Origin of the sequence: Streptomyces wuyuanensis (genome assembly GCF_900103455.1) — a bacterium.
Classification (GTDB): Bacteria; Actinomycetota; Actinomycetes; order Streptomycetales; family Streptomycetaceae; genus Streptomyces; species Streptomyces wuyuanensis.
Window position 1 is genome coordinate 19,924 of the sequence record NZ_FNHI01000012.1, and the last position, 20,397, is coordinate 40,320.

13 protein-coding genes and 1 riboswitch are annotated in these 20,397 nt (G+C 71.1%); of the genes, 10 read left to right on the forward strand and 3 right to left on the reverse strand.

Features of this window, described 5'->3' with window-relative positions; all coding sequences use genetic code 11:
• Nucleotides 1-87 precede the first annotated feature (87 nt).
• A complete protein-coding gene (locus BLT82_RS18480; RefSeq protein WP_208867971.1) occupies nt 88-1,437 on the forward strand; it encodes an SWIM zinc finger family protein in 1,350 nt (449 codons plus the stop codon).
• 17 nt (nt 1,438-1,454) lie between these two features.
• On the forward strand, nt 1,455-3,062 hold the full coding sequence (locus BLT82_RS18485; RefSeq protein WP_093656209.1) for a DUF5691 domain-containing protein: 1,608 nt from the start codon (nt 1,455-1,457) through the stop codon (nt 3,060-3,062).
• A 467-nt stretch (nt 3,063-3,529) separates the two neighbouring features.
• Here the strand turns inward: BLT82_RS18485 and BLT82_RS18490 are convergent, their stop codons facing one another.
• A complete protein-coding gene (locus BLT82_RS18490; RefSeq protein WP_093656211.1) occupies nt 3,530-3,937 on the reverse strand; it encodes a coenzyme B12-dependent isobutyryl CoA mutase small subunit in 408 nt (135 codons plus the stop codon).
• A gap of 412 nt (nt 3,938-4,349) precedes the next feature.
• Here BLT82_RS18490 and BLT82_RS18495 point away from each other — a divergent pair, with 412 nt between their 5' ends.
• Nucleotides 4,350-5,219, forward strand: coding sequence for an esterase/lipase family protein (locus BLT82_RS18495; protein ID WP_093656213.1), 870 nt, complete (start codon nt 4,350-4,352; stop codon nt 5,217-5,219).
• A 210-nt stretch (nt 5,220-5,429) separates the two neighbouring features.
• The gene (locus tag BLT82_RS18500) at nt 5,430-7,031 is read left to right on the forward strand and encodes a M23 family metallopeptidase (protein WP_093656215.1); all 1,602 of its coding nucleotides are present in this window, start codon (nt 5,430-5,432) and stop codon (nt 7,029-7,031) included.
• 211 nt (nt 7,032-7,242) lie between these two features.
• Here the strand turns inward: BLT82_RS18500 and pcrA are convergent, their stop codons facing one another.
• Nucleotides 7,243-9,690 carry a DNA helicase PcrA gene (gene pcrA / locus BLT82_RS18505; RefSeq protein WP_093656217.1) on the reverse strand — a complete coding sequence of 816 codons (2,448 nt, stop codon included), beginning with the start codon at nt 9,688-9,690 and terminating at the stop codon, nt 7,243-7,245.
• A gap of 211 nt (nt 9,691-9,901) precedes the next feature.
• A riboswitch (cyclic di-AMP (ydaO/yuaA leader) is annotated at nt 9,902-10,070 on the forward strand.
• Here pcrA and BLT82_RS18510 point away from each other — a divergent pair.
• Nucleotides 10,069-11,235 (forward strand): C40 family peptidase, encoded by a 1,167-nt coding sequence (locus BLT82_RS18510; RefSeq protein ID WP_208867972.1) that lies wholly within the window; start codon nt 10,069-10,071, stop codon nt 11,233-11,235. Its footprint overlaps the riboswitch before it by 2 nt.
• A 135-nt stretch (nt 11,236-11,370) precedes the next feature.
• Here BLT82_RS18510 and BLT82_RS18515 read toward each other — a convergent pair whose 3' ends face one another.
• Complete coding sequence (locus BLT82_RS18515) at nt 11,371-11,724, reverse strand: hypothetical protein (RefSeq protein ID WP_093656219.1); 354 nt, start codon at nt 11,722-11,724, stop codon at nt 11,371-11,373.
• A 250-nt stretch (nt 11,725-11,974) separates the two neighbouring features.
• Between BLT82_RS18515 and BLT82_RS18520 the strand changes: the two genes are divergently transcribed.
• The 5 genes from BLT82_RS18520 to BLT82_RS18540 all read left to right on the forward strand — a co-directional run bounded on the left by BLT82_RS18520 (nt 11,975) and on the right by BLT82_RS18540 (nt 20,130).
• Complete coding sequence (locus tag BLT82_RS18520) at nt 11,975-13,024, forward strand: C40 family peptidase (protein WP_093656511.1); 1,050 nt, start codon at nt 11,975-11,977, stop codon at nt 13,022-13,024.
• Nucleotides 13,025-13,251: 227 nt separating this feature from the next.
• The gene (locus tag BLT82_RS18525; RefSeq protein WP_208867973.1) at nt 13,252-14,004 is read left to right on the forward strand and encodes a TnsA-like heteromeric transposase endonuclease subunit; all 753 of its coding nucleotides are present in this window, start codon (nt 13,252-13,254) and stop codon (nt 14,002-14,004) included.
• Nucleotides 14,001-16,052 carry a Mu transposase C-terminal domain-containing protein gene (locus BLT82_RS18530; RefSeq protein ID WP_093656223.1) on the forward strand — a complete coding sequence of 684 codons (2,052 nt, stop codon included), beginning with the start codon at nt 14,001-14,003 and terminating at the stop codon, nt 16,050-16,052. The genes BLT82_RS18525 and BLT82_RS18530 overlap by 4 nt, the downstream gene beginning before the upstream one ends.
• A complete protein-coding gene (locus BLT82_RS18535) occupies nt 16,049-17,134 on the forward strand; it encodes an ATP-binding protein (protein WP_093656225.1) in 1,086 nt (361 codons plus the stop codon). Before BLT82_RS18530 ends, BLT82_RS18535 begins: the two co-directional genes overlap by 4 nt.
• Nucleotides 17,131-20,130: a TniQ family protein gene (locus tag BLT82_RS18540; protein WP_093656227.1), complete on the forward strand. Its 3,000-nt coding sequence runs from the start codon at nt 17,131-17,133 to the stop codon at nt 20,128-20,130. The genes BLT82_RS18535 and BLT82_RS18540 overlap by 4 nt, the downstream gene beginning before the upstream one ends.
• Nucleotides 20,131-20,397 lie beyond the last annotated feature (267 nt).

The following is a 20,397-nucleotide window of genomic DNA, read 5'->3' on the forward strand; positions in this document are numbered from 1 at the left end:
GGTCCCCACCGTGCACCACGCCACTGACAACGCGCCGTCGGCGCAGGTCAGGGCCGATTGTCAGTGGCTGCCCCTAGCGTCGTCGCCATGAATCAGCAGGGGGTGCGCTGGACGGCTGAACAGGTGCTGGACCTGGCTCCTGACGCCGCGTCACGCAGGGCGGGGAGCAGGCTCGGCACGGCCGGCCCGTGGTCGGAGACGGGCGGCAGCGGCGCGGGGGCCGTGTGGGGTCTGTGCAAGGGCAGTGGCAGCAGGCCGTACGCGACGGTCGTCGACACATCCGGTCCGGCGTACAAGTGCAGTTGCCCGAGCCGGAAGTTCCCGTGCAAGCACGCGCTGGGACTGCTGCTGCTCTGGGCCGGTGACGAGGGGACGGTGCCGGAGGCCGCGGCGCCCGGCTGGGCCGAGGAGTGGCTGGCGGGGCGGCGCACGCGCGAGCGGCGGCAGGAGGACCGGGCTGCGGACGGCGGGCAGTCCCCGCGGACCGCCGATCCGGTGGCGGCCCGGCGCCGGGCCGAGCGCAGGGCGGCCAGGATCACCGCCGGTGCGGCGGAGTTGGAGCAGCGGCTCACGGACCTGCTGCGCGGCGGACTGGCCGCCGCGGAGCGGTCCGGGTACGGGCCGTGGGAGGAGACCGCCGCGCGCATGGTCGACGCCCAGGCCCCGGGACTGGCCGCCCGGGTCAGGGAGTTGGGAGCGATCCCCGGCTCCGGTCAGGGCTGGCCGGTGCGGTTGCTGGAGGAGTCCGCGCTGGTGCACCTCCTCGATCGCGCCTGGCTGGGTATGGACCGGCTTCCGGATTCCCTCGCCGCCACCGTGCGCACCAGGGTCGGCCTGACCGCCCCCGCCGAGGGCCCGGCGGTCCGGGACGACTGGCTGGTCCTCGCACAGTACGACTCGGCGGACGCCAGGCTGACCACCCGCCGGATCTGGTTGTACGGACGGAGGACGGGCCGCACGGCCCTGCTGCTCTCCTTCGGCGCGGCCGGACGGGCGCCGCAGCTCGCGCTGCCGCCCGGGCTGATGATCGACGCCGAGATCGTGCCGCACGCCGGCGCGGGTCAGCTGCGGGCGGAACTGCGGGAGCAGTTCGGCGCTCCGGTGCCCATCGAGGCGCCGCCGCCGGGCGGCTCCACCGAGGACGCCCTCGCCGCGTACGGGACGGCATTGGGCGACGACCCCTGGCTGGACTCGTGGCCGGTCACTCTGACGGACGTCATACCGGTGCCGTCGGACGACGGCTGGCAACTGGCCGACGCCCGCCGGCCGCAGGCACTGCCGATCGCGCCCACCGCACCGTCGCGGGCCGGGCTGTGGAGGCTCGTCGCGCTCTCCGGCGGCGGTCCGGTCACGGTCTTCGGCGAATGCGGGCACCGCGGCTTCGCACCGCTGGCGGCCTGGTCGGCCGGCAGCCCCGAGACGGTCACCCTCACCTGACGCACCCGGAGGATCCGATGTCCGGCACCACCCCCGCGAGCTACTGGGACGAGCTCGTCACCTCGGCGCTGCTCGGCACCGACCGGCGCACGCCGCCGGCCGACGTGGCGCCCCGGGGCGTCGACGCCCCCTCCGCGCTGCTCGACGCCGCCGCGGTGCACACCGTGCGGCGGCGGGCCGGACTGCGGCCCGCGACCGCCAGGCCCCGGCCGGAGCCCGCACCGCCCGACGACCGGCGGGAGCTGCCCGAGCCGGCCCGGCGGCGGCTGGCCGTTCTGCTGGCCGACCGGGCCGCACCGGCGGGCTCCGGAGGGCGACGCGGAACCGCGCCGGACCTGACGGAGCTCCTGCCCCAGTGGCTCGCCGCCGCCAACGACCGCGGCTACCGCGCCCCGGCGTCCGCGCTGCCGGCGCTGCTGGACGCCGCCCGCGCCCGCACCGATCTGCGGGCCCCGGCGCTGCGCTTCGCGGGGCCGCGGGGGATCTGGCTCGCCGGTCTGAACGCGGAGTGGAAGTTCGCCCTTCGCGGCACGTCCGCCGGCACCGCCCTCCCGGCGCCCGAGGACCGGGAGGCCGTCCGCCGGCTGTGGGAGGAGGGCCTGTTCGCCGAGCGGGTCGCCCTGCTCGGGTCCGTACGCGCGCACGACCCGGCAGCGGGGGCGGCCCTGCTCGCGGAGACCTGGCCGACGGAGCGCGCCGAGGACCGGCTGATGTTCCTGGACTCGCTGCGCACGGGACTGTCCGACGCGGACGAGCCCTTCCTGGACCGGGCGCTGTCCGACCGCAGCCGCAACGTCCGGGCGACAGCGGCCGAGCTGCTGTCCGCCCTGCCGGGTTCCGCGCTCGCCGGGCGGATGGCGGCGCGCGCGGCAGGCTGCGTCAGCCTGGACCGCACGGCGGCCGTCGCGACGATCGCCGTGGAGGCCCCGCACGAGTGCGACGCCGGGATGGAGCGCGACGGGGTCGTCCCGACCGCCCCCTCGGGACGGGGCGAACGGTCCTGGTGGCTCGGTCAGCTGGTGGAGGCGACCCCGCTCGCCACCTGGCCGGGACGGCTGGGCGGCCGCACGCCGGAGGAGATCGTCGCCCTGCCGGTCGCCGACGACTGGGGCGACGAACTGCACGCCGCTTGGTGCCGGGCGGCGGTGCGCCAGCACGACCCGGAGTGGGCCCGTGCACTGCTGGGGGCACCCTCGCAGCCCCCCGCGACCGGCCCCGGGACGTCCTCGCTCGCCGAGCGGGCGAAGCTGCTCGCGACGCTCCGGACGGAGGTACGGGCCGAGTGGGTGGCCGGGTTCATCTCCGCGCACGGCCTGTCCGAGGCGTTCCAGCTGCTCGGCGTCTGCGCGGTGCCGTGGGCGGAGCCGCTCGGCCGCGCCGTGGTCGACGCACTCGACATCGCCCGGGACGCGGGGAGCTACCCGTGGAGCTTCAGCGGCGTCATGGGTCTCGCGGAGCGCTGCCTCGACCCTGCCGAGGCGAGTCGCCTCGAACTCCTCACCGCCACGCCCGACGAGGCGGAAGGGGCGTCGCCGGGAGCGGGCAGCTACTGGTCCGAGGCCTTCCGGCGACTGGTCTCGACGCTGCGGCTGCGCGCGGAGATGCACGCCGAGCTCTCGTCGTAGCCGCGGCGGAGCGCGGACGCCGTCACACGGCGCCGCGACCACGACGAAGGGTCGGCAGCCGGTCGGCGTGCGCCTCGCGGCGGTCCTCGTCGTTGCTGACGGCACGGACGAGCTGAGGGGCCGCGTGCTGGGCGCCCCGGGCGCGGCGTCGCCGTACGGGCGTCTCCGTAGGGGGCTCAGGTGTCGCAACCCCATGCCAGGCGTTTCGGCCGCGGCGATCCGTGCGAGGCGCCCGGGCGCGGCGTCTCCGCACCCCCGCGCTCAGGTACCGCGAGCCGTGCAAGACGTACGTCCACCGCGATTCCGCACGGGGCGCCCGGGCCCCTGTGCTGCTGCCCGTCCGGGGCGCTCGGACGCTGTGCCCCGCGCCGGGCACCCACCTGTCACACGGGCGGACCCGACCCGCGGCGGAGCGCAACGGAACGGCCACGCCATCCCGCAGCGCCCGCCCGCAGGCCCCGTGGCGCCTACGCCGCCTGGCGGACGTTCGCGTTGACCCAGTCGACGATCGACGTCGTCGTCGCTCCCGGGGTGAAGATCTCCGCGACGCCCTTCTCCTTCAGCGGAGGGATGTCCGCCTCGGGGATGATCCCGCCACCGAAGACCTTGATGTCCTCCGCGTCGCGCTCCTTCAGCAGGTCGAGCACCTTCACGAAGAGCGTGTTGTGCGCGCCGGAGAGGATGGAGAGGCCGATCGCGTCGGCGTCCTCCTGGATCGCGGTGTCGACGATCTGCTCGGGGGTCTGGTGCAGCCCGGTGTAGATGACCTCCATACCGGCGTCCCGCAGGGCTCGTGCGATCACCTTCGCACCGCGATCGTGGCCGTCGAGACCCGGCTTGGCCACCACCACGCGGATCGGACCGGTCACACCCATCACTGCCTCCACATACCGACTGTGCCGCCATTGGCACTGTGCCCTCATTGGCACCCAGGCGTGCCGATCGACGCGCGCTGTGTGCCGTCGTGGCACGGATCCCGTGCCGCGCCCCGTGCCGATGCGGGCCCGGGAGGTGAACGAACGTTATCTACAGATCTACAGCATCCCGCAAGCCACCGTTTCGCGGTGGACGGGGAGGGGGAAATCACACATGGGACATATTCGCTACGCGCCGTATCCGCCGGAGGGCCCAGGGCCGCGGGCGGGACGCCGCGAGGGAGCCGCTGTTCGGTCGCCGTGACCACCGTGCCCACTGCCGCGGGCCCGGTGCGGCCGGGGCCGTGGGCAGCCCCAAGAGGGCACACGGGGGACGGAGCCGCGATCCCGTGCGCCAGTCGGGAGGTCGGCCATGGGGTTCCTGCCGCTCTTGCGGATGAGGATGTCGATCGCCCTGCTGCGCGCCACGGCCCTTGAACTGGCGGTCCTCACCGCACACATGATCGTTTACCCGTCGGGGCTGATCCCGGAGCGGCGCATCCCCGGGCCCACAGGTGGATCCCCGTCCGCGGACGTCCCGGACGTCCCGGACTCCCCGCATCCCCCGCACGTCCCCGATTCCCCGGCGCTGCCGGCCCTCCCCGCACCGCACCCGCCGGCCGTCCTGCTCCACGGCTTCGTCGACAACCGGTCCGTGTTCGTCCTCCTTCGCCGGGCCCTGGTCCGCCAGGGCGGGCGCCATGTGGAGTCGCTCAACTACTCCCCCCTGACCTGCGACATCCGGACCGCCGCGGAGTTGCTGGGCCGCCATGTCGAGGAGATCTGCGCCCGCACCGGGCGGCAGCGGATCGACATCGTCGGCCACAGCCTCGGCGGGCTGATCGCGCGCTACTACGTCCAGCGGCTGGGTGGCGACCGCCGCGTCCGGACGCTCGTCACACTCGGCACGCCCCACGCGGGCACCAGCGTCGCCCCGCTCGCCAGCGCGCACCCCATCGTGCGCCAGATGCGCCCGGGCTCCGCCGTGATCGAGGAGTTGCGGCTGCCCGCACCCGGCTGCCGGACCAGGTTCGTCAGCTTCTGGAGCGATCTGGACCAGATCATGGTGCCCCTGGAGACCGCGCGGCTGGAGCATCCGGATCTGATTGCGCGGAATGTCCGTGTGAGCGGCATCGGCCATCTCGCCCTTCCGGTCCATCCGGCCGTCGCGGCGGGCATTCGGGAAGCGCTCGAGGCGTCCGGCGTCGAGGCCGAGTCGTCCGATGCCGTTTCGGTGGCATGAAGTCGAACAACAGTCGAACGTAAGGCCAAAGGTCTGCCCGCAGTCCGCCGAAACACGGCCGAATGCCCGTTTCCCGCTTCCCCAAAACCTGCCGAAGATTGTCGGCGTCGCATACCGCCGGGTACAGTCGCGCCACTGCGTTGCCTCTGGGACCCCCGCGCAGGGTGGCCCCCAGACCCTGGTCCTGCTGCCGAGGCGAGAGAGAAGTTGGTGAACGACCAGCACCCCCACGCCGGGTACGACGCGTACGCCACCGGCAGCTTCGACACCGACCCGCTCTTCGGCGCCATGCCCGGCAGTTACGAGGACGGTCACCTCGCCCACAGCGGCCAGTACGACGCGACGCAGTGGAACACCGCGTCACCGACGGGCTACGACGCCTACGGCAACCCCCAGCATGCGTACGGGCAGCAGTACGACGCAACGCATTTCGACGCTGCCGCGCAGTACGACGCCACCGGCCAGTGGGACGCCAACGCCTGGAACGAGGCGGGGCAGTTCACGGCGGCGCAGTTCGAGACCTCCGCGCAGACCTACGACGCGACCGGCCAGTGGACCACCACCGGCTACGGCACGGCGACGTCGTACGAGACCGGCGCCTACGACGCCACCGCGTGGAACTCGGCCGGCGCCGACGCCACCGCCGTCCACACGCAGTACGCCGACCACCCGGGGCAGACGCCCGGAGCCGAGCACTCCGAGTACGCGCTCTACGAGGAACACCACGATCCCGCCGGGGCCTTCGTCCCCGAACAGTTCTCCCCCGCCGCCGAGTTCGGCACGTCCCACGAGACGCAGCCCGGCACCGGAACCGGCTACGAGACGGAAGCCGGCCCCGGCACCGAGAACGGCTTTGAAACCGCCGGGGAGTACGACACCGCCGGGGAGTACACGGAGTACGCCGAGTACGAGCCGGAGCGTTCGGCAGCGGACGCGTACGACGAGGAACCCGACTCGGGCCACGACCCCGACGCCGAGCTGATCGCCGGCGCCGCCACCGTCTCGGCGCCCGCCGTCACCCTCTCCTCCGCCGCCTCGGCCCGCCCCGTGCGCCGGGCCGGCGGCAGCCGCAGCCGCCGCCGCACTCCCGCCAAGCGTTCCGCGCTCCTCACCGTCGCCGTGCCCTCCGTCTGCGTGATGGGCGTCGCCGGTGTCGCGGCCGCCTCGGTCGGCGGGCTCACCGACGGCGACCAGCAGAAGGACGACAACACCGCGGTCACGGCCGCCGATCCGTCGTCCGTGAAGCCCGTCGCCGCGAACAACGCGCTCGACACCCAGCTCGCCGCGCTCAGCGCCGACGCCCGCGACTTCGGTGACCGCGCGAGCCGGACCCAGGAGCGCATCGACCTCAAGGCGCGCCAGGAGGCGGAGCGCAAGAAGCGTGAGGAGGCGGCCGCCCTTCGCGAGCGGCTGCGGCCGAAGTTCGCCCTCCCCGTCGCCCAGCACGGCCTCAGCGCCTACTACGGCCAGGCCGGCGTCAACTGGATGTCCATGCACACCGGAATCGACTTCCCCGTCTCGTACGGGACGCCGGTGATGGCCGCGACCGACGGAACCGTACGGACGCAGTGGAACAGCGCCTACGGCAACATGGCCATCGTCACCGCCGCCGACGGCACGGAGACCTGGTACTGCCATCTGAGCAGCACCAAGATCCGCTCCGGCAAGGTCAAGGCCGGCGAAGTCATCGCCTACTCGGGCAACTCGGGCAACTCCACCGGCCCGCATCTGCACTTCGAGGTGCGGCCCGGCGGCGGATCCGCGATCGACCCGCTGGCGTGGCTGCGCAGCCACGGTCTCAGCCCGACCTGATCCCGTATCCCGTCGACTGCGCCCGGACGCGCGGCCCGGCGCGAACCGCCCAGCCGCCCGGCAACCGGCCCGTCGCTCCCGAAGCGCACGACCCGGCCCGTTCTCCATCCCGTCCGCAGCGTCCCTGGCCCAGGAGCGCCGCGCCACGCGCCGACCCCACCGCAGGGCCCCCGCCGTCGGGGCCCTGCGGTCCCGGAGCCTTCTCAGCGCGTCAGAGCTTCTCCACCGGCGCGTACCGCAGCAGCAGCCGCTTCGGCTTGGTGTCGCCGAAGTCGATGGTCGCCTGGGCATCCGCGCCCGAACCCGTCACCGCCGTCACGGTGCCCAGACCGAACTGGTCGTGGGTGACCCGGTCCCCGACGGCCAGGGCGATCACCGGCTTGTCCGTCGTCCGCCTGGTCGCGAAACCCGAAGGGCCGGAGCGGGAGCGGGACGAGGAGAGCGCCGAGGCGATGCCGGACGTCGGACCGGCGGGCGCCGCCATCGGGCCCGTCCGCTTCCACTCCAGGTGCGCGTCCGGGATCTCCTCCAGGAAGCGCGAGGGCGGGTTGTAGGCGGGCTGGCCCCAGGCGCTGCGCATCGAGGAACGCGTCAGGTAGAGGCGCTCGCGGGCGCGGGTGATCCCCACATACGCCAGGCGGCGCTCCTCCTCCAGCTCCTTGGTCTGGCCGAGCGCCCGCATGTGCGGGAAGACGCCGTCCTCCATGCCGGTGAGGAACACGACGGGGAACTCCAGGCCCTTCGCCGTGTGCAGGGTCATCAGCGTGATCACGCCGCTGCCCTCCTCGTCCTCGTCGGGGATCTGGTCGGAGTCGGCGACGAGCGCCACCCGCTCGAGGAACTCGGCGAGCGTGCCCGCCCCCTCCTCCTCACCGCGCTCCTGCTCGAACTCCAGGGCGACCGCCGCGAGTTCCTGGAGGTTCTCGATACGGGTCTCGTCCTGGGGGTCCGTGGACGCCTGGAGCTCGGCGAGATAGCCGGTCCGCTCCAGTACGGCCTCCAGCACGACCGCGGGGCCGGCGCCGGAGTCGACGATCGTGCGCAGTTCCTCCATGAGCGTGTTGAAGCGCTTCACGGCGTTGGCGGAGCGGGCCGCCATGCCGTACGCCTCGTCGACGCGGCGCAGCGCCTGCGGGAACGTGATCCTCTCCCGCAGGGCGAGGGCGTCGATCATCGCCTCGGCGCGCTCGCCGATGCCGCGCTTCGGGACGTTCAGGATGCGCCGCAGCGGCACGTTGTCCTCGGGATTGGCGAGGACCCGCAGGTACGCCAGGACGTCCCGGACCTCCTTGCGCTCGTAGAAGCGCACACCGCCGACGACCTTGTAGGGCAGGCCGACGCGGATGAAGATCTCCTCGAAGACACGGGACTGGGCGTTGGTGCGGTAGAAGACCGCCACATCGCCGGCCTCGGCCTCGCCCGCGTCCGTCAGCCGGTCGATCTCGTCCGCGACGAACTGGGCCTCGTCGTGCTCGGTGTCCGCGACGTATCCGGTGATCTGGGCTCCGGCGCCGGCGTTCGTCCACAGGTTCTTGGGACGGCGGCTCTCGTTGCGCTCGATCACGGCGTTGGCCGCGGAGAGGATCGTCTGTGACGATCGGTAGTTCTGCTCGAGCAGGATCGTGGTCGCGTCCGGGTAGTCCTCCTCGAACTGGAGGATGTTGCGGATCGTGGCACCGCGGAACGCGTAGATCGACTGATCGGCGTCGCCCACCACGCACAGCTCGGCGGGGCCGAGGTCCTCGTAGCCCGTGCCCACCAGCTCGCGCACGAGCGTGTACTGGGCGTGGTTGGTGTCCTGGTACTCGTCGACCAGGACGTGGCGGAACCGGCGCCGGTAGTGCTCGGCGACGTCCGGGAACGCCTGCAGCAGGTGGACCGTGGTCATGATGATGTCGTCGAAGTCCAGCGCGTTGGCCTCGCGGAGGCGCGCCTGGTACATCCGGTACGCCTCGGCCAGCGTCTTCTCGAAACCGTCGGCGGCCTGACCGGCGAAGGTCTCCTCGTCGATCAGCTCGTTCTTCAGGTTCGAGATCTTGGCGCTGAACGACTTCGGAGGGTAGCGCTTCGGGTCGAGGTCGAGGTCGCGGCAGACCAGCGCCATCAGCCGCTTGGAGTCGGCGGCGTCGTAGATGGAGAAGGACGACGTGAAGCCGAGCCTCTTGCTCTCCCGGCGCAGTATGCGGACGCAGGCGCTGTGGAAGGTGGAGACCCACATGGCGCGGGCGCGCGGGCCGACGAGATGCTCGACGCGCTCCTTCATCTCGCCCGCGGCCTTGTTGGTGAACGTGATCGCCAGTATCTGGCCGGGGTGGACGTCGCGGGTCCCCAGCAGATGGGCGATCCTGTGGGTCAGCACGCGGGTCTTGCCGGAGCCGGCGCCGGCGACGATGAGCAGCGGCGATCCCGTGTGAACGACGGCGGCGCGCTGCTGCTCGTTCAGCCCGCCGAGGAGGGCCGCCGGGTCGACGGCGGGGCGCGGGGCGCCGTTCCGGTAGTGGGCGTCCCCGGACGGAGGCGCGTCGAACCTGCCCTCGAAGAGGTCGTGCGGGACCTCCTCCGCGGCCGGGTGCTCGTCGTCCTCCGGCGGCGGAGGTTCCTCGGGGGCCGAGGTGCGCTGGAGGTCCGCCAGGAAACTGTCGTCAAAGAGGCTGCTCATCGCTCTCCGAGTCTAGGCGGCCCCACCGACAGCCCGCGGCCGCCTTCGCGGGAATCACCACCGGACACCTCCAGTCATGGCACGGACACACAGTGCCAAGGTCACGAAAATGTATCGGGCATATCGGCCACTCTCCTTCACAGCAGCACCACACTTTGGCTAGCGTGCTCGCCCAGGGCAGCCCGTACCCCCTTCGGCGAACCACGCCGGCCGGGCAGCCGCGCCGAATCCGTGCTCCGTACAGAGGAGTTCGGAACCGGGGACCCAATCAAAAGCACAACCGGGGTGAATCGGGCCTGGTTTCACCGGACCCGTAGGGCAAACCTTCCGTTCCGTCCGAACCCGACAGCTAACCCGGTAGGCGTTCCACGGAAGGAGATGCCGGCCTTGGCGTCGCACCGCAAGCCGCGCAGCCGCACACGTACGAACACACCTGCCGTCGGGATCACGACGGCCGCCATAGCGGGGGTCTCGCTCCTCTCGGCCCAGAATGCGACAGCCGACCCGAAGCCCAGCATCGAGGAAGTCCAGAAGAAGGTCGACGACCTCTACCGGCAGGCGGGTTCGTCGACCCAGGAGTACAACAAGGCGAAGGAGTCCGCCGAGCAGCAGCGGCGCAAGGTGGACCGGGCCCTCGACGAGGCCGCGGAGCGCACGGAGGCGCTCAACGAGTCCCGTCGCGCGCTCGGCAGCTACGCGGCGGCGCAGTACCGCACCGGCGCCGTCACCCCGACCGCCGCGCTGCTCTTCGCCGACAACCCGCAGTCCTACGCCGACCAGACGCAGCTGATGGACCGGCTGACCGAGCAGCAGCGAAGCGCCATCGCCGACTACGAGACCCAGCGGGCCGAGGCGGCCGAGCAGCGTGCGAAGGCCACCGAGAGCCTGGAGAAGCTCACGGACTCGCAGGATTCGCTGCGCGCGAGGAAGCAGGCCGTCCAGAAGAAGCTCGCCGAGGCACGGGAGTTGCTGTCGCAGCTCACCGCCGAGGAGCGGGCCCGGCTCGCCGAACTCGAGCGCAAGAAGGAGGAGGAGGCCCGCCGGAAGGCCGAGGCCAGGGCCAAGGCGGAGGCCGAGGCGGAAGCCGAGCGCCGGCTCCAGGAGCGTGAGCGCCAGGCGCAGGAGCAGACCGGCACCGGCACGGACACGGGCGCCGGGACGGGCTCGGGCTCGGGAACCGCCGGCGGCACGTACGCGGCCAAGGCCGAGAAGGTGCTGTCCTTCGCACGCGCCCAGATCGGCAAGCCGTACGTCTGGGGCGCCACCGGTCCGAGTTCGTTCGACTGCTCCGGGCTCACCCAGGCCGCCTGGCGCGCGGCGGGCGTCGATCTGCCCCGCACCACCTGGGACCAGGTCAATGCCGGGCAGAGCGTGGCGACGGCCGACCTCCTCCCGGGCGACCTGGTCTTCTTCTACGACGACATCAGCCACGTCGGGATCTACATCGGCGACGGCAAGATGATCCACGCCCCCAAGCCGGGTGCGAACGTCCGCGAGGAGTCGATCTACTACATGCCGATCCACGGCAGCGTGCGCCCCGCGTAACGCTCGCGCGCCGGGTCGCCGGCGCCTCCGTGCTCACGCCGCAACGGCTCTCGGAAGAGGGAGTTGCGGCGTGAGGCGGGCAAGCCGGGCAAGGGAAGGGCGGGCGCGAGGACGCCCCCGGCCCTCCGGGGGCGCTCAGGTCCAGAGGGTCGCGATGAAGACGTTCGCCAGGGTCAGGCCGCCGACCGCGCCGAACACGCCCTTGTCCACGGTCTCCTCGTCCCGCTTCACGTAGACCAGCGCCAGGATCACCACGAGTACGGCCAGCTTGATGCCGATCTTGAGGTTGTTCACCGGCTGGTCGTCCGCCTGGTTCAGCCCCACCAGTGCCACGCCCGTCACCAGCATGGTCAGCGCGCCGTGCAGCATCCCGGGGGTGAAGCGGGCCGTCCCCGCCCCCATCGCCTTCATCTGGGTGAGGAAGCCGCCGAGCAGCGCCGCGATACCGATGATGTGCAGGGCGACGAAGACATTGATGAGTACGTCCATGGCACCGGAGCCTAGCCGTACGGTCCCAAAGCGAACCCCGGCGGTCCAACTCCCGCCAATTCCGTTCAAGACGCCGCTTCGCCGTAACCCCGAGGTCTAGCGTCCTCTCCCAGGTGGCCGGCTCCACCACCGTCCGTACCGGGACGGCTGCCGGCCACCCCCGCCGGAAGAGCCGGTGGTGGGCCGCTCCCCCTGTGCGGTCCGCCACCGGTACCCGTTCCGGCGGGCCCCGACGGAAGGACTGGCCCTCGTGGCAGCGCACCGCAAACCCAGGCAGCGCACGCTTCCCGGCACCGCCGCACGCTTCTCCGCCACCCTCGCGCTCGCCGGTGCGGCCACCGCCACCGCCTTCGAGGGCGCCGGGCACGCCGAGCCGGCACCCACCCCGGACGAGGTCCGGGCCAGGGCCGACCGGCTGTACCAGGAAGCGGAGGCCGAGACCGAGAAGTACAACGGGGCCAAGGAGAAGGCCGAGACGGCGCGGAGGGAGGCCGAGGAACTCCGCGATGAGGCCGCCCGGCGCACGGAGCGCCTGAACACCTCGCGCAACGCCCTGGGTTCCTTCGCGACGGCGCAGTACCGGGCGGGCGGCCTGGACCCCGCCCTGCGGTTCGTCCTCGACTCCGACCCTGCCCGGTACCTCGCGGGCGCCGAGCTGACCGAGCGGGTCGGGGACCGTCAGGCCGCCGCCCTCGCGGCGGTGCGCCGGCAGATGAGGGAGCTCGAGCAGGTGCGGGCCGAGGCCGGCGAGCGGCTGGCCGAGCTGGAGGAGCAGAGGGCGCGCGTGGCCCACCACCGCACGGTGGTACGGAAGAAGCTGGCCGCGGCCGAGACCCTGCTGGCGCGGCTCACGGCCGAGCAGCGCGCCGCGTACGCCGGCTCGGACGACACCCGGACGGGCCGTGCGGACCGCGGCACCCTCCGCACCGCGCCCGCCGTCGCGGCGCCCAACCCCCGTGCCGCACAGGCCGTCGCCTACGCCTACGGGGCGCTCGGGAAGCCGTACGTATGGGGCGCGACGGGACCGTCGGCCTTCGACTGCTCGGGGCTGACGCAGGCCGCCTGGCGCTCCGCCGGGGTGGCGCTGCCGCGCACCACGTACACGCAGATCAACGCGGGGCAGCGGGTGCCGCGCTCCCGGCTCGCGCCGGGGGACCTGGTGTTCTTCTACTCAGGCGTCTCGCATGTCGGGCTGTACATCGGGGGCGGCAACATGATCCACGCCCCCCGCCCGGGAGCGCCCGTACGGATCGCGCCCATCGACCAGATGCCGTACGCGGGAGCGACGCGGGTCGCCTGAGCCGTGTCCGACAATGTAGGTTCCGATTAGAGATGTCGTTGTCCAAGTGATTTGTCATCAACTTGTCGTCTAGAGACCCATCGTCCAGGGGCGGCCGTACGCGAACGACCTACGTCATCTCGGTTCAAGAACCACGCTTTCGGTTGGTTTATCGCGCGCTTTCAGCAAGTTTGCGCTGGCAGCCCGCCATTGTCCCCGTGTCGGTATCACCTGCACAGGGAGTTGCCGTGGCACGCGTGCCCAGCTGGGAGAGTGCGACAGAAGGTCGGACGGTTTCGGTCCGCTATCGGCAGGCAGACGGTCGACTGGTTGAGACCGACCTGGACCGCCTCGTTGTCGGCGAGGTGAGCGGTGGTGTGCCGGTGCGGGATTTCCGCTGGTACAAGGGCCGTCGCCACTACTCGGGCTGGTACTTCGCCGCCACGGTGCAGCGGCTGGTGGCCTACGAGAGCCTGCTGGAACTAGCTCGAATCTTGCTGGCCGACTTCGACCACAGTGTGGTGGAGATCGCATCCCAACCCTTCCATCTGGCCGGCCGTGACGGCGACCGGCTTCGACACCACGTCCCTGATCTGCTGCTTGTCCATGCCGACGGCCTGGTGACCGTCGTCGATGTCAAAGCCCCCTCACGCATGAAGGACCCGAAAGTGACCGCACAGTTCACGTGGACGCGACGCGTGTGCGCTCGACGCGGGTGGGCCTATGAGACCTGGTCGGGCGGCGATGCCACCGTGGTGGAGAACGTCCGGTTCCTCGCAGGCTTCCGGCGCCCTCAGTTGCTGGAGATGGACTGGGTGCCGACGGTGCTTGCGGCGGCACGAGGCCAGTCGACCGTCGGCGGAATCGAAGCGGCCCTGGCCGGTCGGCTTCCAGTAGAGGTGATGCGTCCGCTGGTGCTGCACCTGATCTGGTCCGGAGCGCTGGTCGCGGACCTGCGCCGTCCCCTGGCGTCGACGACCACGGTCAAGGTGGCGTTGTGAACGGGCAGGCAGTGACCGTCTTCCCCGGAGTGCGACTGCTCTACTGTGGCGACGTGGTGGAGGTTGTCGAGCTGGAGGGTCTCGCCGCCACGCTGCGCAACGAGCGGACAGGCGAGTTCAGCACGCTGCCTCTGGGGCGGCTGGCCGCCGGTGCCCGGTCTCTGGAAGAGAGGCATGAGCCAGAAGTGCAGGGGGCGTCTGTCCTGCTGGCGAACCTGTCGGCCTCCCAGCGCGCGAAACTACACGAGCGCGCGGGGCACGTCCGGGAGGTGCTGACCGGCTACCGGTCCGGAGATGTGGGCCGGGCCCTGAGCGACGAGCCGCGTGAGCAGTTCCATCCCGATTTGCCGCTCGGTGAGCGCACCGCGGCCAAGGCGGCGGAGCTGGAGGTCTCGCCCCGGACCATCGACCGGTGGGTGGCGGCCTACCGGGAGGTCGGCGAGGCCGGACTCGTGGACGCTCGGGCCCTCATGGGCCGGGGTTCGCGGGTGGATCCGCGGTGGGACGAGGCCCTGCGCCGGGTGCTGGCGGAGTTGGTGAACGCCTCCACGCCGACCCGCTCAGCAGTGCTGCGCCGCATTGAGGACCAGCTGACTGAGGAGTTCGGCCGTGGAACGGTCCCTCTGCCGTCCCGCAGCACCGCCTACAACCGCCTGGCCCGGCTGGCGAAAGGTACGAACGCTGTCTCTGGCAGCGCCAAGGCCCGTCGTTCGATTGCGGATCGCCCCCGCGGCACCTACGGACGGCTGCGGGCGACACGGCCGGGCGAGTACGTGGTGCTCGATACGCAGGATTTGGACATCTACGCGATGGAGCCGGTCACCTGCCGGTGGGTGCCCGTGCAGGTCACGGTCGCCCAGGACCTGTTCTCCCGCTGCATCGTGGGGTTGCGGGTGACGGCGTGCTCGACCAAGGCGGTGGATGTCGCCAGCGTGCTGTTCGAGGCGGTCTGCCCGCCGATGGAGGACGCCCGTTCTGAGCTGGCTCCGTATCACGGGCTATGGGACCAGGTGGTTTTCACCGAGGAGGGCCTGGTCCCCGGCAGGGGGCTGTGTCCACCGGAGACGCTGATCATCGACCATGGTCGCGCGTTCATGTCCGCGCATGTCATCAGCGTCTGCACGCGGTTGGGCATGTCGATCCAGCCGGCCCAGCCGAAGAAGCCGACGGACAAGCCGACCGTCGAGCGGTTCTTCCGCACTTTGCGGGAGGGGCTGATCCAGCATCTGCCCGCCTACAAGGGCCCGGACGTTCACAGCCGGGGAGAGCGGATCGAGGATCAGGCGTTCTTCTACCTCCACGAGGTCGAGGAGATCATCCGCGAGTGGGTCAGCGAGGTGTTCCATCGCCGCGCGCATGAGGGACTCGTCGTCCCGCAGTGGCCCAAGCTGGAGCTGTCCCCACTGGAGATGCTACGCATCGGACTGCACCGGGCCGGACGGCTGCGGATGCCCGCCACGGCTGAGCTGGCATTCGAGTTTCTGCAGATCAAGCCCCGCACCATCCAGCACTACGGCGTCGATGTCGACGGCATGCGTTACAACGGGCCCGCACTGGACGGCCGCCGGGGAACGACCAGCCCCTACGGCGGGCGGCTGGCCGGACGGTGGCCCATCCGGGTCAATCCCGACGACGTGCGGTTCGTCTACTTCCAGGACCCCGACGACGGCTCCTGGCATGCCCTGCAGTGGGAACATGCACCCGCGCTGAGCATGGCCTTCAGCGCCGAGGCCGCCGCCTATGCCCGGCGGCTGGCCGCCCGCACCGGACGGCACATCGACGCCTCCGAGGCCCTGGGCGAACTGCTGGCCCGCTGGGACCAGGGGCTGGTCACGGATCGGCGTGAACGCCGCATGGCCGTGCGGTTGTCGGCCGAACGGGCCGCGCTGTCCCTGCCCACCCTTCCTGACCAGACCACGGCCACCGCCCGGCCCGAGCTGACGGTGGTGCCAGATCCGCCAGCTGGGGACAGCGACGACGAGGAGGAGATCTTCGATGCACCGGAGGACGAGGACTACTACGCGGACGCCTTCGAGGTGATCGAATGAGGCAGCCCAACCTGTTCAGCCTCTCCCGCAAGGAGGGCTGGCGCCGCTTCGTCGACGAGGCACCACGCAAGCGGCCCGAGATCCTTACTCGGCGTCAGCTGGAGGCCCTGAGCGAGGAAGCGGCCGAGGACTACAACGACGCCCGGCACGACTGGCACGCCAACTTCGGCATCGTCCAGACTCCTCAACTTGCCGCTGTTCATAATGCGTTGGACGAGATCGTTGCGGCCAACCGGCAAGACGGTGACCGCATCCGTTCCGCGGCCGTCATCGATGCCCTGCCCGGCCTGGGTAAGACCACCATCGCCAACCTCTTCGGCCGCACCTTCGACCGCCAGCAGATGCGCCGCCTGGGCCCGGTCACCGACGCCGGGCACGAACGCGTCCCTGCCTTCCGCGTCGGACTGACCTCCAACACCACGCTGCGGACCCTGAACCGGATGATCTGCGAGTTCTACGGCCACCCGGCCACCGACCGCGCCAACGCAGCCACCCTGGCCAGCCATGCCCTGGACTGCGTACTGTCCTGCGAGACCCAGCTGGGCATCATCGACGACATCCACTTCATCGACCTGGACCGCCGCGACGGCCTGGCGGTCTCCAACCACCTCAAGTGGCTCGCCAACGAGCTGCCGGTCACGTTCATCTACGTCGGCGTGGGCCTGGCCGAACGGCGCTTCTTCGCCGACGGCCTGAGCGGCAAGAACGTCGCCCTGGCCCAGACCGCTCGGCGCTGGACACGACTTGAGGTCGCCCCCTTCTGCCTCAGCACCGACCACGGCCGGCGCCACTGGCGGAGCCTGCTCAAAGCCACCGAACGCCAGCTCACCCTTGCCGATCACCGCCCCGGGATGCTCGGTCGCAACGCCGACTACCTCTTCGAACGCACCAGCGGGCACATTGGGTCGTACTTCACGCTGGTCATGCGGGGCTGCTACCGCGCGATCCGCACCGGCACCGAAGCTCTCACTCGCGACCTGCTTGATGAAGTCCGCCTCGATGAAGCCTCCGAGCAGGCTCGGCAGCAGTTGGCCGCCGCCCTCACCCACGGCACCCTCACCGGCACCCAGGCGGCCTCATGACGGCGCCGCGAGTACTGCCCTTGCGAGTCGCCCCGCTGCCCGGGGAAAGCCTGGACAGCTGGCTGGAAGCCCTTGGCCGCCGCAGCGGCCTGTCGCTACCTGCCCTGATGGACATCCTGCGTCTGCCGCGAGTGCTCACCACTCGCCTCCTGGTCACCGGCCTGGAGCCGGACGTTCTGCGGAATCTCGAACGTGTCACCGACCTTCCCGAAGGACGCCTGGATGCACTGGTGCTGGACCCCAACTTGCCCTGGGGCCCGCAGCGGCAGCCCCGATGTTGCTTCTGTCCCAAGTGTCTGAAGGAACGCGAGGGCCACTGGCTGCTGCGCTGGTGGCTGCCCTGGGTGTTCGCCTGCACCACCCACCAGGTGCTGCTGCATGACCTCTGCCCGCGCTGCCACACCGCACCGCGACGCCATCTTCCCCGCGGGAACCACCTCCACCCGCCGGCCACCTGCTTGCGCAGGATCCGCAGTGGACCCGTCTGCGGCACCGACCTGACCACCGCACCCTCTACCGTGCTCCCGGCCGGCCACGCTCTGCTCCAAGCCCAGCACTGGATCGACGATCTGCTGGACCGGCACGACCTCGCCGAGGCCCACACGGTCTTCTCGGACTTGAACGCCTGCACGTCCTGGCTGCAACGCGCGATCCGCACCACGGATCTTGAGGATCTGGGCACCGCGGTCGTCGAGGGCTGGATGCGGCAGCCGCCTCCGAGCCTCCAGACCCGTCTCCAAGCGCTCTCACCAGCGGTCCGAGGCATCATCGCCCACATCGTGCGTCCCGTCCTCGCAGGCACCGACGCCGAGGCCATCGACGCCATCCGCCGACTACGGCAGCAGCAACCCACGGCATCTCCGGCACCGCGGGGGATGGACTTCCACCAGTGGCGTCGGCTATCCGCACCCGCCCACCGGCGGTTCCTGCGGGCCGCCGACTCAGACATGCGCTCTCTGGACCGGCTCCGCCTGCGGTCGGCCACCCCTCACGCCGGACACCCCGCGGTCAGCTCCCCCCTGTCAACAGACCGCCTCCGGCATGTTCCCCAGGTGCTCTGGCCGGGCTGGACCGTCCGTCTCATGCCGCACGCAGGTATCGACGAGGATTACTTCCGGGCCATGGCCTGCGCACTGCTTCTGCTGCCCCGCGAACCACAGCGCACTCCGCGCGAGGTCACCGACCGGCTCCACCCCTACCTGTCGGGCACCATGGCAGTCGTGCTGCGGCGGATCACCCGCATGCACCCCGACGTGCTGATCGCGCTCTGCCGGCTCGCCGACCATCTCGACGAGCACCAAGGCGCCATCGACTACCAACGACGCCGCGACCTCGTCCCTCCCGAGCCCATCAGCTACGAGGCGTGGAAACAGTTGTGCTTCGCCACCGGTACGCAGCCCGGTGAATCGCTCAGCCAGTCCGCCCAGACCCCTCGAATCGTCCAGGCACAGCGCTACCTCCACCACCTGCTGACCGGATCGGACCTCGCCGACCCCGCTCACCCACTGGCCTGGCAGTCAGCCCGTGACCGCAGCCGCTACCTCGCCTTCCTTCCCACCCTCACCCTCGACCAACGACATGCCCTGCACACCCACGCCCGCGCTCTCCTCGACCGGCTCGGCATCGCCGAGGCCCTCACCTGGGAGCCACCCGAACAGTGCGCCGCCGGTCTGTCGCTGCCCGGCCGCCCGCTCACCGACATCAACTTGGACGCCCTGAAGCACATCGTGTTCGCCGAACAGCGCACCCCTCGTGAGGCGGCACGAGAGCTGGGAACAACCATCACCCACGTCCGTTTCGGCCTCGAACGCATCGGCGCCGAGCCCCAGGAATGGACCAGCCGGCACTCGCCACTGGCCTCCTGGCGCCTGCGGAAGCGGGCGCAGACGATCCTCACCGCCGAGTTCTTCGAGCGGGAATACACCCAGCAGGGGAAGGCCCTGGCCCAGATCGCAAAAGAGGTCGACCTGCCCCGGGGCATCGTGATCGAACAGGCCAACGCAGTCGGGCTGACGATCTACTACTCCAGGCGTCCCGTCCCGATCGACGAGAACTGGCTGCGCGAGCAATACCTCACCCGCAAACGCTCCACCTACGACATCGCCCAGGAGATCGGAACTGAGGACGAGACCGTTCGGCGCCGACTCCGGCGGCTCGGCGTTCCCCTGCGCCCGCAGGGTGTTCACAGCCGGACCGTCATAACCGCCAAACTCGACCGCTCCGTCCCCCGTGACGTCCGTGCTGCTGTCGAAGCAACGCTGCACGGCTGGCTCCGGCTGCACCGCTTCCAGATCGCCATGGCCTTCCCGAACCTGGCCACCGCCAGCGCCTACCTCGCATGCGAACGAAAGGCCCTGACCACACAGTTCAAGCGACTGGAGACCGACATCGGCCACACCCTCTACTACCGATCCGTCCAGACCAGACCCCACCGCCCCACCCTGCGCGGCCACTCACTGCTGCAGGCCCTCGCCCGACCCCAGATCCAGAAGCTGATGAACGACGCCCTTACCCCCGACCAGATCCGCCCCCAACCTGACGCCGCGTCCCTCGCCGAAGCTAAAGCCGCCGCCCGCCGCAGGCGGCCACGCGGCCCGCTGGCGCCCTTCGACGGCATCGCCGTCGAACGCATCCGCATCCATCAGGAAACCCTCACGCTCCTCAACGATCTTCTCTCCCACGCCGACGAGGAGAGCTACGGAGCACAGATCCACGCCCGAACCGGTCTCTCCCAGGGAACTGTCTCCGACCAGCTCAGACGCCTCCAGCGCGCGGGATGGCTGACCAGCCGCCCCGAGGACGATGTCTCCTGGCGCACCCGGGCACCAGCCACACGCGGCCCAGGCCGCCGCCGCACATACCACGCGCTCACACCCGAAGGGCGCCGAGCCGCGGAGCACGAACTCCAGCAACGTTCGACGCAACTCACATCGCTGCCGGCCGCAGCGGCAGGGAGCGAAATCGGTGGAATGCCTCACAGTGCCCCTATCGGTTAGAGAACACCTCCGTTGGCACGGATGTTCTGGCCCGTCAACCACCACCCGTCTGGCCAGGCGAGGAAGGCGACGACGTCCGCCACGACGGTGCCTGGACCGGCTACTGTCGTCGCTCATCCCGGAGCGCTACGGGGTGTACGCCACGATCCCCTCGGCCGGCGTGGTCGGCGCGCTTGACGACCTGGTTCGGTCCCTGACCCCGGCCGCCCGGGCGTGTGTCATCGAGCGGCTCGCCGGCAGGGGTGGCGTCACCGCCGATGAGCAGAC

What these genes read in the sequence shown, in the direction of transcription:
- BLT82_RS18495 (WP_093656213.1), top strand. Translation starts at nt 4,350, where the DNA reads ATGGGGTTCCTGCCGCTCTTGCGGATGAGGATGTCGATCGCCCTGCTG.
- BLT82_RS18535 (WP_093656225.1), top strand. Translation starts at nt 16,049, where the DNA reads ATGAGGCAGCCCAACCTGTTCAGCCTCTCCCGCAAGGAGGGCTGGCGC.
- BLT82_RS18480 (WP_208867971.1), top strand. Translation starts at nt 88, where the DNA reads ATGAATCAGCAGGGGGTGCGCTGGACGGCTGAACAGGTGCTGGACCTG.
- pcrA (WP_093656217.1), bottom strand. Translation starts at nt 9,690, where the DNA reads ATGAGCAGCCTCTTTGACGACAGTTTCCTGGCGGACCTCCAGCGCACC.
- BLT82_RS18540 (WP_093656227.1), top strand. Translation starts at nt 17,131, where the DNA reads ATGACGGCGCCGCGAGTACTGCCCTTGCGAGTCGCCCCGCTGCCCGGG.
- BLT82_RS18515 (WP_093656219.1), bottom strand. Translation starts at nt 11,724, where the DNA reads ATGGACGTACTCATCAATGTCTTCGTCGCCCTGCACATCATCGGTATC.
- BLT82_RS18510 (WP_208867972.1), top strand. Translation starts at nt 10,069, where the DNA reads ATGCCGGCCTTGGCGTCGCACCGCAAGCCGCGCAGCCGCACACGTACG.
- BLT82_RS18485 (WP_093656209.1), top strand. Translation starts at nt 1,455, where the DNA reads ATGTCCGGCACCACCCCCGCGAGCTACTGGGACGAGCTCGTCACCTCG.
- BLT82_RS18490 (WP_093656211.1), bottom strand. Translation starts at nt 3,937, where the DNA reads ATGGGTGTGACCGGTCCGATCCGCGTGGTGGTGGCCAAGCCGGGTCTC.